General features: G+C 44.7%; 11 protein-coding genes. 5 read left to right on the top strand and 6 right to left on the bottom strand.

Features of this window, described 5'->3' with window-relative positions; all coding sequences use genetic code 11:
• Nucleotides 1-38 precede the first annotated feature (38 nt).
• From ntrB to PseudUWO310_RS18485, 3 genes are all read right to left on the bottom strand, one after another.
• Nucleotides 39-968 carry a nitrate ABC transporter permease gene (ntrB, locus tag PseudUWO310_RS18495; RefSeq protein WP_142603889.1) on the bottom strand — a complete coding sequence of 310 codons (930 nt, stop codon included), beginning with the start codon at nucleotides 966-968 and terminating at the stop codon, nucleotides 39-41.
• 102 nt (nucleotides 969-1,070) lie between these two features.
• Nucleotides 1,071-2,408 (bottom strand): CmpA/NrtA family ABC transporter substrate-binding protein, encoded by a 1,338-nt coding sequence (locus PseudUWO310_RS18490; protein ID WP_142603888.1) that lies wholly within the window; start codon nucleotides 2,406-2,408, stop codon nucleotides 1,071-1,073.
• A gap of 140 nt (nucleotides 2,409-2,548) precedes the next feature.
• Complete coding sequence (locus PseudUWO310_RS18485; RefSeq protein WP_223805748.1) at nucleotides 2,549-4,123, bottom strand: ferredoxin--nitrite reductase; 1,575 nt, start codon at nucleotides 4,121-4,123, stop codon at nucleotides 2,549-2,551.
• A 285-nt stretch (nucleotides 4,124-4,408) separates the two neighbouring features.
• On the opposite strand from PseudUWO310_RS18485, the gene PseudUWO310_RS18480 reads away from it, so the two are divergent.
• Nucleotides 4,409-5,161, top strand: coding sequence for a pseudouridine synthase (locus tag PseudUWO310_RS18480; protein WP_142603884.1), 753 nt, complete (start codon nucleotides 4,409-4,411; stop codon nucleotides 5,159-5,161).
• Between the two features lie 850 nt (nucleotides 5,162-6,011).
• Entirely contained in the window at nucleotides 6,012-7,127 is a 1,116-nt protein-coding gene (locus PseudUWO310_RS18475) for a helix-turn-helix domain-containing protein (protein ID WP_142603882.1), read from the top strand.
• Between the two features lie 328 nt (nucleotides 7,128-7,455).
• Here the strand turns inward: PseudUWO310_RS18475 and PseudUWO310_RS18470 are convergent, their stop codons facing one another.
• The gene (locus PseudUWO310_RS18470) at nucleotides 7,456-7,953 is read right to left on the bottom strand and encodes a bifunctional nuclease family protein (protein ID WP_009626099.1); all 498 of its coding nucleotides are present in this window, start codon (nucleotides 7,951-7,953) and stop codon (nucleotides 7,456-7,458) included.
• Nucleotides 7,954-8,215: 262 nt separating this feature from the next.
• Here PseudUWO310_RS18470 and PseudUWO310_RS18465 point away from each other — a divergent pair, with 262 nt between their 5' ends.
• The 3 genes from PseudUWO310_RS18465 (at nucleotide 8,216) to polA (ending at nucleotide 13,251) form a co-directional block, all read left to right on the top strand.
• Nucleotides 8,216-9,160: an NAD(P)H-dependent glycerol-3-phosphate dehydrogenase gene (locus PseudUWO310_RS18465; RefSeq protein ID WP_142603881.1), complete on the top strand. Its 945-nt coding sequence runs from the start codon at nucleotides 8,216-8,218 to the stop codon at nucleotides 9,158-9,160.
• A 237-nt stretch (nucleotides 9,161-9,397) separates the two neighbouring features.
• On the top strand, nucleotides 9,398-10,246 hold the full coding sequence (locus PseudUWO310_RS18460) for a sulfurtransferase (protein ID WP_142603878.1): 849 nt from the start codon (nucleotides 9,398-9,400) through the stop codon (nucleotides 10,244-10,246).
• 152 nt (nucleotides 10,247-10,398) lie between these two features.
• Nucleotides 10,399-13,251, top strand: coding sequence for a DNA polymerase I (gene polA, locus PseudUWO310_RS18455; protein WP_142603876.1), 2,853 nt, complete (start codon nucleotides 10,399-10,401; stop codon nucleotides 13,249-13,251).
• 124 nt (nucleotides 13,252-13,375) lie between these two features.
• Here the strand turns inward: polA and PseudUWO310_RS18450 are convergent, their stop codons facing one another.
• Together PseudUWO310_RS18450 and PseudUWO310_RS18445 are read right to left on the bottom strand one after the other, a co-directional pair.
• On the bottom strand, nucleotides 13,376-13,951 hold the full coding sequence (locus PseudUWO310_RS18450; protein WP_142603874.1) for a TMEM175 family protein: 576 nt from the start codon (nucleotides 13,949-13,951) through the stop codon (nucleotides 13,376-13,378).
• Nucleotides 13,952-14,263: 312 nt separating this feature from the next.
• Nucleotides 14,264-15,124 (bottom strand): DUF1186 domain-containing protein, encoded by an 861-nt coding sequence (locus PseudUWO310_RS18445; RefSeq protein ID WP_223805746.1) that lies wholly within the window; start codon nucleotides 15,122-15,124, stop codon nucleotides 14,264-14,266.
• Between the last annotated feature and the right edge of the window lie 450 nt (nucleotides 15,125-15,574).

Raw genomic sequence — 15,574 nt, 5'->3', positions numbered from 1 at the left:
GAAAGAATAAGGTGTCAAGGGGAGCAGAGATTTAATCGCTAAGCATCTGACTGGGCAACGAGTTTGCTTAGGTAATAAACGACCTTATCAAGCATGAAGCCCACTAAGCCGATATACACCAAGGATAGAATCAACTCACTACTCTTTTGGCTGTTGTAGCTATCCCAGATAAAGAAGCCGATGCCTACGCCACCCGTCAGCATTTCGGCGGCGACGATCGCTAACCACGATAGCCCGACAGCAATCCGCAAGCCTGTAAAAATATAGGGAGCTGCCGAAGGCATCAGGATCGTAATGAAATAATCAAACTTACTCAAACGCAGTACGCGAGAGACGTTACGGTAATCTTGGGGAACCTGTTGCACGCCCACAGCGGTATTCATGAGGATCGGCCAGATGGAAGTTACAAAAATCACAAATAGGGCGGCGGCTTCGGTGACATCAAGTCCTATGGACTTGAGCGATTCATTTACTCCTTGAAAGGCGGACATGGCGATCGGTAACCATGCCAGTGGTGGAATTGTGCGGAGTACTTGAAAAATCGGGTCAAAGGCTCGATAGAGAAATACATTTGTGCCGATCGCAATGCCGAGGGAAATACCGATTAATGCGGAAGCAGTATAACCGATCGCCACGCGCCGCAAACTGACCATGGTTTTCACGCCCAGTCCCTTCTCAATGGTTAGTTTTTCCTTCAGTTCTTTACGGGCGGGGCTATCGACTTTATCCTTGGCGCTGACATCATAAACATCGCGATCGAAGAACGGATGCCAAATATATTCTTGAGTTTCCTGCCATACCTTGCTCGGTGGTGGAAGCGGTGGCGTTTTCCCCGAACAGAGCATTTGCCATGTGCCTAACAGAAACACCAAAGCCAGTACGGGGGGAATTATGTAACGGGCTTGTTGTTGCAGCCATTCACCAATGTAGTTAGCTGTAAATTTAGAACTTAAGCTCCCTGTCGCCATTTGGATATATCCTTGATAAGTTATAAGTTTAATAATGATGACAAGGGGCTTTAGCCCCTTGTTTTTGCGAATAGATGGAATGATGCGAGATGAAGATTTGGACTATGCTTTCTTGATCTTGAGCCCTTTGAGATATTCACTGGGATTTTCAGGATCGAACTTGACACCATCAAAGAAAGTCTCAACTCCACGGGAAGTACTCTTAGGAATATCAGCTTCTTTGCCGATCATTTTTGCCGCTTCCTTCCATAGATCTTCGCGATTGACCTTATCGACCAATTTCTTGGCATCAGTCTCAGCATCAAGATAGCCCCAGCGCATATCTTCGGTCACAAACCAAATATCGTGGCTCTTGTAGGGATAGGAAGCAGAATCCTTCCAGAACTTCATCGCCAGATCGGGATTGTCGAGGGTTCTACCATCGCCATAATCAACCTTGCCTTGGAGTCTACCTAAAATTTCGGCAGGAGGAACTTTTAACCATTTATCCGCACCGACGATCTTACACATCTCTTCTTTATTTGCGGCTTGTTCACACCAAACCTGAGCTTCGAGAACTGCGGCAAGGATAGCTTTAGCCGCCTTGGGATTCTTGTCAACCCAGTCAGCACGCATCGTGAAGGCTTTCTCAGGATGATCTTTCCAAAATTCACCTGTGATAAAAGCCGTATAGCCAGAGTTTTGGGCGACTAGACGGGCATTCCAAGGTTCGCCCACACAGAAGGCTTGCATGTTGCCAGCTTTCATGTTGGCAACCATTTGTGGTGGGGGAACGACAATCGTATTGACATCCTTGTCTGGATCGATCCCATTCGCCGCTAACCAGTAACGCATCCATAGATCGTGATTTCCCCCAGGAAAAGTCACCGCACACTTGATCTCTTTGCCCCCAGACTTGATTTTGGTAAAACTGTCTTTGAGAGAATCGCTCTTGAGGGTGATTTTGAGTTCTTTAAAATCATTAGCGATCGACATCGCTTGACCGTTGGTATTGAGCCTTGCCAAGATATACATGGGCACTTTTTTGCCATTGGTGATTTTGCCTTCCGTGAGTAAGTAAGGCATTGGTGACAAAATATGCGCTCCGTCAATACCACCAGCGTCCGACCCAAGGGCAATATTGTCGCGCGTAGTTCCCCAAGAAGCTTGCTTGAGAACTTCTACATCCTTCATGCCATACTTCTCAAACAAGCCTTTTTCTTTCGCGATAATTAGAGGCGCAGCATCGGTAAGGGCAATGAATCCTAATTTTGCTTTCGTAACTTCAGGTGCACCTGCGGCACTTACTGACGTGGTTGGCGATTTACTTGCTGAGGGGCTAGCAGCGCTGGTGGTTTCGGTTTTCGGTGCTTCGCCACCCGTACAGGCATTTAAAGCGATCGCACTAACAGTAGAAAGCCCTGCGGTGGTTAAAAACTTGCGACGAGAGAATGTACTCATGGATTTCCTTGATTTCCTTAAATTTAATGACTGGTAAATTTGATGACTGGTAAATTTGATAACTGGTAAATTTGATAACTGAGTGGGACTGAATGTAATCCTGAAATAATTTAGAACTGCCTTAACTAGCTAAGAACTAACTAAGAACTAACTAAGATCAATTCCGCCGAAGGTTGGGCGATCGCTTGTTGCTTAGGGGTTGCACCGAAGTTTTCCATTAAGAGCTTCCCGACGACTTCTCGCAGATCTTCACAGGGAACTTTTTCCATGACACATGTGCCGAGATGGGCATCCTTGCCCACCTTGCCACCCATGTAAATATCAACGCCATCGACAACCTTGCCATTCTTGCGAGTTTTACAACCAGTAAAGCCGATGTCGGCAACCTGTGGCTGAGCGCAAGAGTTGGGGCAACCACTCCAATGGATGCGTACTACTTTAGGAAGATCGTAATCTTCGGCAAGCTGATGGGTAAGGGCAAGGGAACGATTTTTCGTTTCCACGATCGCTACTGGGCAAAACTGATTCCCCGTGCAGGATACCAGTCCCCGCATGAGGTTGTTCGGCGCGGCCGGGAACTTCTGAAGGATGGGCTCTTGCAGAAGTAGTGGCACTTGGCGATCGCTAACATGGGTGATCAGCAGATTTTGCTCAACCGTAAGACGGATATCGCCATTGCCGTAAGTATCGGCAAGACGAGCGAGTTCGTATAGATCGGCAGCATACATGCGCCCGACGGGAATTTGGAGCCCGACGTAATTTAATCCCTCTTGCTTTTGGGGGTGAATGCCGATATGGTCGCGTTTTTCCCATGAGATCTCATCTTTAGCCGCCGCTGTGGCTAAGGACTTACCCATCTGCTTCTCAACTTCTATACGGAATTTTTCAATTCCCCACTCATCAATGAGATACATCAGTCGAGCTTTTTGACGGTTTTCGCGCAGACCATGGTCGCGAAATACGATGAGTAAGGCTTCGCAGAGTGCAACCACATCCTCAGGAGGAACCCATACGTTAAGAGGAATTGCCGCCGCAATCCGTTTCGCTGAGAAGAATCCACCTACGAGAACGTTAAAGCCAAAGGTTTCGGAAGAGTCTTCTTTAAAAGCAGGAATAAAAGCGAGATCGTTGATCTCCGCATGGGTAGAATTATCACGACAACCAGCGATCGCAATATTAAATTTCCTAGGTAAGTTCGTAAAGGCGGCATTGCCTTCACCATTATTGGTCAGTAGGTTCTGAACTTGGATGGCGAGCTCGCGAGTGTCATAAAGCTCATTGGCATCAATACCCGCCACAGGCGATCCCGTAATATTCCGAATATTGTCCATCGCTGACTGAACGCTTGTCAGACCGACAGCGCGAAACTTCTCAAACATCTCAGGTACATCTTCGATCTCGATGCCACGCATCTGGATATTCTGGCGGGTGGTAATATCCGCTACGCCATGGTCGCCGCACTTCTCAACTACAGAAGCAAGGACACGCATTTGATCGCTGTTCAACAATCCATTGGGAATTCGCATCCTGACCATAAAACGCCCAGGGGTACTTTTACGAAAAAATACGCCTAGCCATTTCAGGCGATGCTGCAAATCGTCATCGTCGATCGCTTCCCAGCCAATTTCCGCGAAGCGAGCTATTTCGGCTTTAATCGCCAGACCATCCTTGACAGCTTTGAGGTCTTCAATTTTATTTGCCATGTTTTTTGCTATTTGCTGTTTTCTTGGCTCATTCTCGAAACTTTATATTGGGGCGATCGCTGTTGGAGCAAAATCCCAAATTCCTAGTTTTCAAGCGCTATTGCGACTTTGTATGGGCTTTACACTACTTAACGTTTTGATCCCGCTTCGTATAGGAAACTACATATTTTTCAATATTATTTAATAATTGCAATGGCGCGATGCAGTAAGCGCATCAAGACTCTGTTTCTTAAGATTTGGTAACGATAGCGATACTTGTTATGCTGGTTAACCAAACTAATCGATTAATATTTAGGCATGGGCGATCGCTTACAAAAAATTCTTTCTAGGCATGGCATTGCCTCTCGTAGAGAAGCCGAGCAGCTAATTTTGGCTGGCAGGGTGGCAATCAATGGTCAGACGATCGCTGAATTGGGAACTAAAGCCGACCCAGAGCGCGATCGCATTGAAGTTGATGGCAAGTTATTGCAAACCCATGCTCCCCAGTTGATATATCTACTACTTAATAAACCCATCGGTGTAGTTTCTACCTGTGATGATCCCCAATCCCGCAGAACTGTGATAGACATTCTGCCATCGCCATACAAACATGTTTACCCCGTGGGAAGGTTGGACTACAACAGCAGTGGAGCCTTGATCCTCACTAATGATGGTGAATTTGCCAATTACTTAATGCATCCTCGGCATCACGTTTCCAAAACCTACGAAGTTTGGGTCAAGGATATTCCCAGCGAGATCAAGATTAAACAATGGCAAGAGGGAATTATGCTTGAGGGTAAAAGGACTTTTCCTGCTGTTGTCAATGTTCTTCAAGTAGAACGTTCTCCCCACCAGAATTCCCGCACCCTATTACAAATAGTTCTGTCTGAAGGACGCAATCGGCAAATTCGGAAAATGGCGGAACAATTCGGGCATCCAGTTTTAGCATTGCATCGAGTGGCGATCGCCTCAATTTCGCTCAATAACCTTAAAAGCGGAACCTATAGACATTTAAGCGATCGTGAGATCGCGACCTTGTATCCCACGTTTCAACAGGCTCAACTGCTATAGCCATCCCCAAAGATGGGTGGCAGCGCTTCGCGCCGCCACCCATCTTTGGGAATAGAATGGCGGCGCGAAGCGCCGCCATTCTATTCTTGGGATTTGATTCTGTCCTAATGCAAGCGATGACAGCAGCCATATCGTTAAATAATTACTTCTGTAGCATTAATTCTGTGGCACAGACATTTTTTGCTGGCAATTTGCTCAAAGACAAATTATAGCTACCGCCAACTGTATCAGGACATAAAACCCCAAAGAGAGTTGCCGCGCTCCGCGCGGCAACTCTCTTTGGGGTTTTGATTTTGTCCTAACAAAACTGGCGGCAGCTATAATACCAAATCTCAAAACGGCTACGCCATTTTGAGTTTGGAAAACCCTCACTGGGTTCGGTCTTTAATTCCCAAAAGTGTTGTCACACTTCGGGAATAGGTATAAATTGATCTTTTAAGTAGCTAGGCATAAGTAAACTTAAAACCTAGAAGAGTATACCGCCCGCTGCGTGGGCGGTATGCTCTCTGGTTTAACAAATCAAACCCCAAGAATTGACTGGCGGCGCTTCGCGCCGCCAGTCAATTCTTGGGGTTTATGTCCTCGTACATTTGGCGATAGCTAATGGCTTAAAGCACAATAGCTTTAAGCACAATAGCTTTAAGCCATTAGCTTTAAGCACAATAGCTGTTCAGATAAAATTAGTTTTGGTATAATTTGCTGTGAAAACTTTGCAGAATGTTATATTAGTCAAGGTAGGTAATCTAAATTAAATTCGATTGCTCCATACAACAACGCTCTACATAGAACTTGTGGTTGTCCAAGTTCGACTGAAAGCCCATTTGAGTCAGTCAGTCCAATCTCTTTCTAAATGTCTGTGAGTATTGTGAATATTACAACCTCGAAGCAAGCAGAGAAATTAGCAGAAATCGGAGCGCAATTTAAGCGAGTTCGCGAAGATAAAGAGCTATCAATTCCTCACCTAACTGCGACCACATTAATTTCTGAACGATACCTACGGGCGATCGAAGATGGTGAAATGGAATCGTTGCCTGAGCCTGTGTATGTACGTGGATTTATTCGCAAGTATGGTAATGCTTTAGGAGTTGGCGATCTTTCTGAGGAATTTCCCCTCAATCCAGTTTTGCCAGAACAAAAATGGGCTGGTAGTGCTGCTGCCGAGCTAAGACCCTTACACCTATATGCGCTTTATGTTGGGGTGATCGCGGGAGCGGTTAGTCTGCTGGCAACCTTTATGAATTCCCCTGATGCTAATAAGATTAACGACAGTCAAACTAACTTTAGTAACGCCGCTCAGCTCGGCAACTCCAGATCGAAGCTTGTTGAGCCTACCGAAAGCCTCCTACCCAAAATCGGTGGTCTAGAAATCCTCAAACAAGGTGTTACTGACCCAACGGCTCTGGCATCTCCGATCAATTTAAATTTGCCCGTAGTCAGTTCAGTTCCAGACTCTAAAGTTTCCCCCCTTCCTAAGGATAATCTTGGTAAATCGCCAGCTAGTTCTACAGTTGAAACTAGCTCTAGCCTCAATAATTTGCTGATGAGTTGGACTATGGGTAGTGGGATTGCTGCAAATAATTCGCCCAATAATGCCAAGATAGGTGCTAACGGTGATTTTACCTTTGTTGGTAATAAGCCTGTTAATGTGGGGCTGGTCATGCAAGGGGAATCTTGGATGCGCGTTACGGTTGATGGCAAGACCGAATTTGAGGGTGTACTGAATGAAGGCAAAAAGGTCGCTTGGTCTGGCGATCGCCTAATTTCCATCAGAGTTGGCAATGCGTCCTCGGTTGCCCTCAGCTACAACAATCAACCAACAAAGGTATTAGGTAAAGAAGGCGAAGTTGCCGAAAGACAGTTTGGGATCAATCAAACTAATAATGACCTCAAGAATGATCTCAAACCTAGTGAATCTCGTTTGCGCGGAATTATTAACCTAGTCTCTAATACTAATTCTGCCAACTAGCCTGCTGCCAACTAGCCTATCGCCAAAGTCATGTTTTTTAGGCAAGCTTCGTAAGGTAGTAATACCAATTCCCAAAAGTGTAGCTACACTTTTGGGAATTAAAACCCAATACCAGTAAAGGTTTTAAGAGCACAAAATGGCTACGCCATTTTGTGATTTGGTATAACTGCCCTATGACCGTTGCTAATCAAAACGGGTTAAGCTGGCAAATTTTCAAATCCCAAAAGTAAAAGCCCTGCATAGCAGGGCTTTTACTTTTGGGATTTGAGCAAGGGTTTGCGCAGCAAACCCTTGCTCAAATCCCGTTTCAAATTATTCCGAACTCACGTTAATTACTTTCTAACCCACTTTTTTTGACTAACTCTTCTGGGGTGAGTTTTGCTAAAAATTCGCGAAATGCTCTTCTTTCGGCCTCATCTGCATCTTGATCCACAGGAATTGAAGCTTCGAGAATTACCTCTTCCATTACCCAGATCGGACATTTAGCCCGAACTGCGATCGCGATCGCGTCACTAGGACGCGCGTCCATATCCTTCTTGATATCTCCCTGTGATACCGTTACCACAGCATAAAAAGTACTGTTTTTGAGAGCATGAACGACGACTCGTTCCACAGTTATGCCCCATGCATCCAAGAAATTTAGCATGAGATCGTGGGTCATCGGACGTTCTAAGGGTCTGCCCTCGATCGCGCCATTAATGGCTCTTGCTTCAGCCTCGCCGATCCAGATCGGTAAGGCTCTCCGTTCTAAAGTATCTCGCAGTAGGACGATAGGATTACGGCTGACCGCATCAATAGCAATCCCAGCCACCTTCATTTCGATCATTGTTGCCAGCCTTCCTCAAGAAATGAGCGAAAGTACCCCTCATCAACTAATGCTCTTGATGGGATATTGATAGTTAAAGTAAATCAACATCTCACCTATCAGAGTTTTCAGACTTGAGAGGCTTTTGCACGCTATTATATCACCGTCTCGATTTGGAGTCTGGCTTCTAGTCTTGTTTTTGCTAAGGCCTGACTTCTAACAAAGGAAAATGGTTCAAACTGGCTATGCTCCTTTGGGTTTAACCAAAATAATTATGCAAAACATGAAATCAGACTTAAAGAATGTGACGATCATTGGATCTGGGGCATGGGGATCGGCGCTAGCTAATCTCGTTCAAAGAAATGACTGCCATGTTCAAATCTGGTCGCGCCAAAGTCAATCTTCACTCGCGGCATTGGTAAGTAATAGTGATGCGATTATATCCGCAGTTTCGATTAAGGGTGTAAGAACGATCGCCGAAAAATTACAAACTGCTAAGTTACTCCCCCACGCAGTTGTGGTTAGCGCCACTAAGGGGCTAGAACCCACGACGGGCAAAACTCCCTCCCAAATTTGGCAATCCTTAGTCCCCCACCATCCCCTCGTTGTTTTGTCGGGTCCCAATCTGTCCAAGGAAATTATGGAGGGTAAGCCTGCGGCGACAGTGGTTGCTAGCCATAACGCTGATGCTGCTCAATTAATTCAAAATATTTTTGCATCGCGAAATTTTCGAGTCTATACAAATTCCGATCCCATCGGGGTGGAGTTAGGTGGCACGCTTAAAAATGTTATTGCGATCGCTGTGGGGGCTTGTGACGGTTTAAATTTGGGTACAAATGCTAAATCGGCATTGATTGCCCGATCGCTGATCGAAATTATTCGGGTCGGCGTTTATTTTGGGGCGCAACCTGAAACTTTTTGGGGCTTATCGGGTTTAGGCGATTTGCTGGCTACCTGCAATAGCAACCTCAGTCGCAATTATCAAGTGGGCTATGCGATCGCGCAGGGGCTGAGTCTCGACGAGGCGATCGCGCAGGTGCAGGGTACGGCTGAGGGAGTAAATACTGCCAACGTACTGATCGAAATTAGCGATCGGGAAAAAATAAGTGTCCCCGTATCGCGTTACGTATACCGACTGCTAAAAGGAGAAATTACATTACAACAAGCCGTTGAGGGACTAATGGAACGCGATCTTAAACCAGAAAACCTAGAGAGCCTCGAATTATAAGTGCTTGCGCAAAATAAATTGTAAATTTGAGCCCCGTAGGGGCTCAAATTTACGGCTTTTGGTTTGTAATTTAGTCATTCTTTTAGTCAGTCCCTTATGTCCTGATAAACTTGGTGTTATAGCTATAGTCAGTGAATCCAAGAGAGAGTTGCGGCGCTTCGCGCCGCAACTCTCTCTTGGGCTTGATGTCCTGACTTAAGTGAATATAGCTATAGCGATAACTGCCTACTCCTCCCAATGAAAAATATGCGATCGACAATATTTAGTAATAGCAGCAATCGTCATGTTGTCTCGGCTGAATGGCTCCATACCCACCTCCATGATCAGCAACTTATCATTGTGGATTGTCGATTTTCGTTAAACGATCCCGAACTGGGGCTTAAGCAATATCAAGGGAGCCATATTGAGGGTGCTCATTATCTCGATCTCAATCTTGATTTGTCCAGTCCCGTCCAAAGCCATGGCGGTAGACATCCCTTACCCGACTTTGACCGACTTGCTAGTAAGCTTTCCCAAATAGGCATAGTTTCAGGAGAGACCATGGTCGTTATCTACGATGATTCTCGCTTGGGTTTTGCCGCAAGACTCTGGTGGTTATTGCAGTATATGGGACATGAGCATCGGGCAGTGTTAGATGGTGGCTTTGCTGGATGGCAAGCACAGAAATACCCTGTTAGTAACGAAATCCCTGAAGCAAAAGCTGGCAAGTTTATTCCCAAACTACAAACAGAAATAGTTGTCGATCGCGAAATGGTAAAGGCTCGTAAGGATTTGCCAGAAGTCGTCCTTGTGGATTCGCGAGAAGGCGATCGCTATCGAGGCGAACGCGAACCCATCGATCCGATCGCGGGACATATCGAAGGCGCAGTTAATTATCCTTGGCTGGAAGTTACTAATGATCAAGGTTTTGTAATAGCCAATCAAAGCGATCGTTGGCAGCAGGTGCAAAATGCTCAAGAAGTAATCGTATATTGTGGTTCGGGGGTAACTGCTTGCGTGAATTTACTGTCGCTGCAATTGGCAGGAATTGAGACTGGCAAACTGTATGCAGGAAGTTGGAGCGATTGGTGTTCGTATTTGGCATAGACTTATAGCTACTGCCAGTCTTGTTAGGACAGAATTAAAACCCAAGATCGTGTTGTTGCGCGAGGCGCGACAACACGATGCCACTTACTTAGCAATCGGTTAACCTAGGACTAGCGATCGCGCCAAATCTCCAAAATCTCCAACTAAGCATCATGTCAAGCGAACAAGCACATCCCACATTTTTACTCGTTGACGGACATTCCCTCGCGTTTCGAGCCTTTTATGCCTTTGGTAAACATCCCGAAGGCGGATTGCGCACCTCGACAGGAATCCCCACTAGTGTTTGTTTTGGTTTCTTGAAAGCATTAATTGAGATGCTCGATCGCGAAAAACCTGCTGCCGTAGCGATCGCCTTTGACCTTGCCACCCCGACCTTTCGTCATGAAATCGACGATACCTACAAAGCAAATCGCTCCGAAACTCCTGAGAGCTTTATTCCCGATATTCAGAACTTACAAAAAGTATTAGCCGCGATGAATCTGCCAGCGATTACCCAAGCAGGTTTTGAAGCCGATGATGTATTGGGAACGTTATCTCAAGCGGCGAGTGCGGAGGGCTATACCGTCAAGATCTTAAGCGGCGATCGCGATTTGTTTCAGTTAATTGATGCTGACAAACGGATTTCGGTTTTGAACTTAGGACAAAAAGATAAGATCGTCGAATATCACGCCGATCAGGTGAAAGAACGCCTAGGTGTGATGCCCACACAGGTTGTGGACTATAAAGCCCTATGCGGTGATGCTTCTGATAATATTCCTGGGGTGCGGGGGATTGGCGAGAAAACGGCGGTCAAATTAATAGAGGAATATGGCAGCTTAGAGAATATTTTGGCAGCTTTACCGAGCATGAAGGGAGCGATTAAAACCAAATTAGAGCAGGGGATTGAGGATGCGAAGCATTCGCAATTTATGGCAACGATCAAAACCGATGTGCCGCTTCCCGTCGCGATCGCTGATTGTAAATTGACAGGTTTTGACACTCAGGAGTTAATCCCACTATTAGAGGAACTCGAACTAAAAGCCTTTGTGAATCGAGTCGATCAGATTCAGGCGAAGTTGTCGGGAAATTATGAGAAAAAGCCCTCACCCCCAGCCCCTCTCCCACAGGGAGAGGGGAGCAAAACATCATCTCAGAATGGGGATGATGAGGAGCTATGGTTTGACTTTGCTAAGCAAGAGGAGAATCAAGCGATCGCTGCTTCCGCATCTTTGAAATTAGATGTACAAATTATTGACACGATCGCAAAATTAGAAAACCTATGCCAAATCCTGAGCAACAAACAACCGACAGCATGGGATACGGAAACCTCGGCATTAAATCCCTTTGAGGCGGAGTTAGTAGGGATTGGTTGCTGTTGGGGAGAATCCATTAGCGAAGTTGCCTATATCCCTTTAAGTCATATAAGTCATAGCTCTGGGCAAAACCTGAAATGGGAAGAAGTAAGAGCAATTCTCAAACCAATTCTCGAAGATGCTACCTATCCCAAATACCTACAGAATGCCAAGTTCGATCGCTTGATGTTTAAATCCGCAGACATCGAACTAGCAGGCGTGGTCTTTGACACGATGATTGCTAGCTATGCGATCGATCCCGAAGCTAGTCATAAGCTTGACGATCTGGCGATGGAATTATTGCAAATCCGCACCGTTAGTTATAAAATCCTCGTCGGTAAACTCAAATCGATCGCTGAAGTAGATATCCCCGCTGTCGCTCAATATTGCGGCATGGACACCTACATTACCTATCATATTCGACCAATTTTAGAAGAGAAATTAAAAGAGGTTCCCGAACTATGGAACTTGTTCCAAAACTTAGAAATGCCCCTAGAGCCAATCCTTGCGGAAATGGAATGGCGTGGCATCAGAATTGACAAGGATTATTTGAGTGTTTTCTCGCAGGAACTGGAAAAGGATTTAGATGCTTTAGCGATCAAAGCCTATGCTGAATCAGGACAGGAATTTAACCTCAACTCACCAAAGCAATTGAGTGAGATTTTATTGGAAAAACTTGGCGACAAATTTAAGAAAGCATCTCGCAAAAGCAAGACTGGCTTCTCTACTGATGTCACTGTTCTTAATAAATTAGAAGGTGAACCTCTGATTGATACCATTCTCGAAAACCGTACTCTGGCGAAACTCAAATCCACCTATGTCGATGCTTTGCCATCCCTCATTCAGCCCAAAACTGGGCGCGTGCATACCGATTTCAATCAAACTGTTACCGCCACAGGACGCTTAAGTAGTTCCAATCCCAATTTACAAAATATTCCCATTCGTACTGCTTTCAGTAAGCGGATCCGTGCGGGATTTTTGCCCAAGGAAGATTGGATTTTACTGGCTGCTGACTATTCCCAGATTGAATTGCGGATTCTTGCCCATTTAAGCCAAGAACCTGAATTGATGCGAGCCTTTAATGCTGGGGAAGATGTGCATACAGTTACAGCACAACTACTCTTAGAGAAAGAAGACGTAAATAGCGAAGAACGTCGCCTCGCTAAAATCATTAACTATGGCGTAATCTACGGCATGGGAGCGCAGAAGTTTAGCCGTGATATTGGTGTCTCCGTTAAAATAGCCAAGCAATTCATTGAGAAGTTTAATCAGCGCTATGAACGCATTTTCACCTATATGCAAAGTGTGGAAGTGGAAGCTGAACGCGATGGCTATGTCCAAACCGTGCTAGGAAGAAGACGCTATTTTCGCAATCTCAAGGATATGGCGGGCTATCAAAAGGCAGCCTTGTTGCGATCGGCGGTTAACGCTCCAATACAGGGAACCAGTGCCGATATTGTGAAATTAGCGATGTTAAGGGTGCATGAAATTCTCAAAGACTATCAAGCACGATTGCTACTGCAAGTCCATGACGAACTTGTATTCGAGGTTCCGCCCGATGAAGTTGCTGAACTGCAACCGAAAATCAAAACCGCCATGGAATCGGCGCTAGAGCTGTCAGTAAAGCTAGAAGTGGATATTCATACGGGCAAAAATTGGATGGAGGCTAAGTAATACCAAGTTACAGCGCTTTGCGCTCAAACCCAAACCAAGAAGAGCTTTCAAAGCTCTTCTTGTGGTTTGTTTGATCGATAATTGCTGTAAGAAATGGTGTAGCCATTTCTTACCTTGGTATTACTTAAGAACTCAATGTCCTCTCAATACGGCGATCGGGAATTAGCCACATAATCGCTACGGCAACATATAACATGAGAGAGAGCCATGGGTTTAGGAAAGAAAGCAGAACTGCTAGGGCATAAATCACCACTGAGATTTTACCTTTGAAATCTCTGCCAAGGGCGATCGCCAATGTAGAATCTTGCCCATGATGAGAGATCAATAGACGGCTCAGAATGTAATAAGCGATCGCTGACATCATAAGTACCACACCATAGAGTGCAACTGGTACAGCAGAGAACAAGTTCTCGCCCGACCATGCTGTTACAAAGGGGATCAGCGATAGCCAAAATAGCAAATGCATATTTGCCCATAAAACTCCACCATTAACCTGTCTCACAGCCTGTAACATATGGTGATGATTATTCCAATAGATTCCCAAGTAGATAAAACTAAGTACATAACTCAGAAATACGGGAATCAAGGGACGTAATGCTTCTAAGGTTGATGCATGGGGAACTTTTAACTCTAACACCATGATCGTGATCAGAATGGCGATAACGCCATCGCTAAAAGCCTCTAATCTGCCTTTGGTCATTGTAATAGATTACTCCTTGCGGTCTTAGTTCAAAACTAAGTTAGGTTTTAATTATGCCCAGTTAAGGGGGTTGAGTATAATTAAAGCCCAGAATCAAAAGCTGTAGCGCACGCTGCGCGTGCGCTACAGCTTTTTGGGGTTTATATTTAATTGTACCCAGCTACTTACTTAGAAGTTTTATCATAAACCCAGCAAGTATGCATTTACAGCGCTTTGCGCTCAAACTCAAGTCAAGGAAATTCTTGAAAGCACTGCTTTGCAGCGCTTTCAAAAATTTCCTTGACTTGAGTTTGCATTGGCGGCAGCTATAATTTATAGCTCCCAGAAGTTTTTTTTCTTTTTAGGTTTAAGATTTGGCTGCTTCCAAACTTGATTTGTTTTTGGCTTATTCACCTGTGGTTGAGTTATTACAGGAGGGGGAAGCATTCCAATCTGAGCACCAGTGCAGTATTCGATAGCTTCATAGATGTTATCTAAGGATGCTTTAGCGATTTCTTCCCTGAGACGGGCGAGACTTTTCTCTTGCCCTAAATCTAAGGCTTGTTGAATATCGTCCTGATTGATACTTATATCATTGAATAGCTCTCGGTCTAAAGCGTCGTTAAGGACATCTACTAATTCTTCAGGACAAATATCACACAAAGTGTAGGCTAGTTGAGAGTAAAAAAATGAATCTGGAGCAGCTTCATCTCCTGTAAATAGTCCACCAAAGAAAGATAACAGTTCCGATCGGGGAACAATTCCCTCAACCCACGCATAACTCATCGCAACAATGGCGGAACCACGACTAAATTCATAGGCATTCTTGTTGAGGATGAGAGATTTTATCCCTTCAATGGAACCTCCGCAAGTTCGTAACAAAAGAATTGGTAAGCATTCGGTGATAATGTCGCCAAATAGTTCTTCTGGGAAGGGCTCAGGTAAACTGAACAAATCGATAATTACTTGATGAGCTTGTGGTTCTTGAAAATGCCCTAACAAGATTAGGGCATAGATATATAATTCATCATCATACTCTTTTAACTGTCTTTTAGGATCGTCTCTAACTTGTTCCAAAGCGGCAATGAGATAGGGCGTGATTTCTTCTTTCTTGTCCAAGACCGCTTCAAGAAACTCGGGATTATATTTGAGTTCAAAAGATTTTAAGCCAGTTAAAATTGTATCTGTGTTCATTTTTTTAACTCAAATATCTTGATAATGGTTTGCTTCAAATAGTATGAGATAGAAAAGTTTTGATAAGTATTTTTGAACTAGTATTTACCTCATTCTTTCAAAATAGCCTAAACGTAGTAATTATGGGTAAAATTTCCAAAATTTAATCTAACCGATTTTATTGTTTATCGCGATCGCTAAATCTTGTTCGCCATCTAAAAAGCCATCGGGCAGTTCAGTCCTCCATTAACCAGCTCATCACATTTCCCATCTATTAATATCATTCTCGGCATCTGTCCAGATTTTCTTAGCTGTTGTTGGGGGTGAAAGTGATATCGGGGACATCTTAGTACAGGACAAAAAGTTGCAAAAGTAAGCAGGAAGGGGTTTTATAAGAGATAACCACATCACAAATAAAACCCCCATGAAAGAGATTAACCTATTCCGAGAAATGTTGCTGCAACATTTGCA

This window comes from Pseudanabaena sp. UWO310 (assembly GCF_006861605.1).
In the GTDB taxonomy this organism is placed as follows: Bacteria; Cyanobacteriota; Cyanobacteriia; order Pseudanabaenales; family Pseudanabaenaceae; genus Pseudanabaena.
Note: the sequence above shows the minus strand (reverse complement) of the source record. Positions and strands in the feature narration are given on the sequence as shown.

Coding starts and splice junctions, on each gene's coding strand:
- PseudUWO310_RS18490 (WP_142603888.1), bottom strand. CDS start 2,408: ATGAGTACATTCTCTCGTCGCAAGTTTTTAACCACCGCAGGGCTTTCT.
- PseudUWO310_RS18475 (WP_142603882.1), top strand. CDS start 6,012: ATGTCTGTGAGTATTGTGAATATTACAACCTCGAAGCAAGCAGAGAAA.
- PseudUWO310_RS18460 (WP_142603878.1), top strand. CDS start 9,398: ATGAAAAATATGCGATCGACAATATTTAGTAATAGCAGCAATCGTCAT.
- PseudUWO310_RS18470 (WP_009626099.1), bottom strand. CDS start 7,953: ATGATCGAAATGAAGGTGGCTGGGATTGCTATTGATGCGGTCAGCCGT.
- PseudUWO310_RS18465 (WP_142603881.1), top strand. CDS start 8,216: ATGAAATCAGACTTAAAGAATGTGACGATCATTGGATCTGGGGCATGG.
- PseudUWO310_RS18480 (WP_142603884.1), top strand. CDS start 4,409: ATGGGCGATCGCTTACAAAAAATTCTTTCTAGGCATGGCATTGCCTCT.
- PseudUWO310_RS18450 (WP_142603874.1), bottom strand. CDS start 13,951: ATGACCAAAGGCAGATTAGAGGCTTTTAGCGATGGCGTTATCGCCATT.
- ntrB (WP_142603889.1), bottom strand. CDS start 968: ATGGCGACAGGGAGCTTAAGTTCTAAATTTACAGCTAACTACATTGGT.
- PseudUWO310_RS18445 (WP_223805746.1), bottom strand. CDS start 15,124: ATGAACACAGATACAATTTTAACTGGCTTAAAATCTTTTGAACTCAAA.
- polA (WP_142603876.1), top strand. CDS start 10,399: ATGTCAAGCGAACAAGCACATCCCACATTTTTACTCGTTGACGGACAT.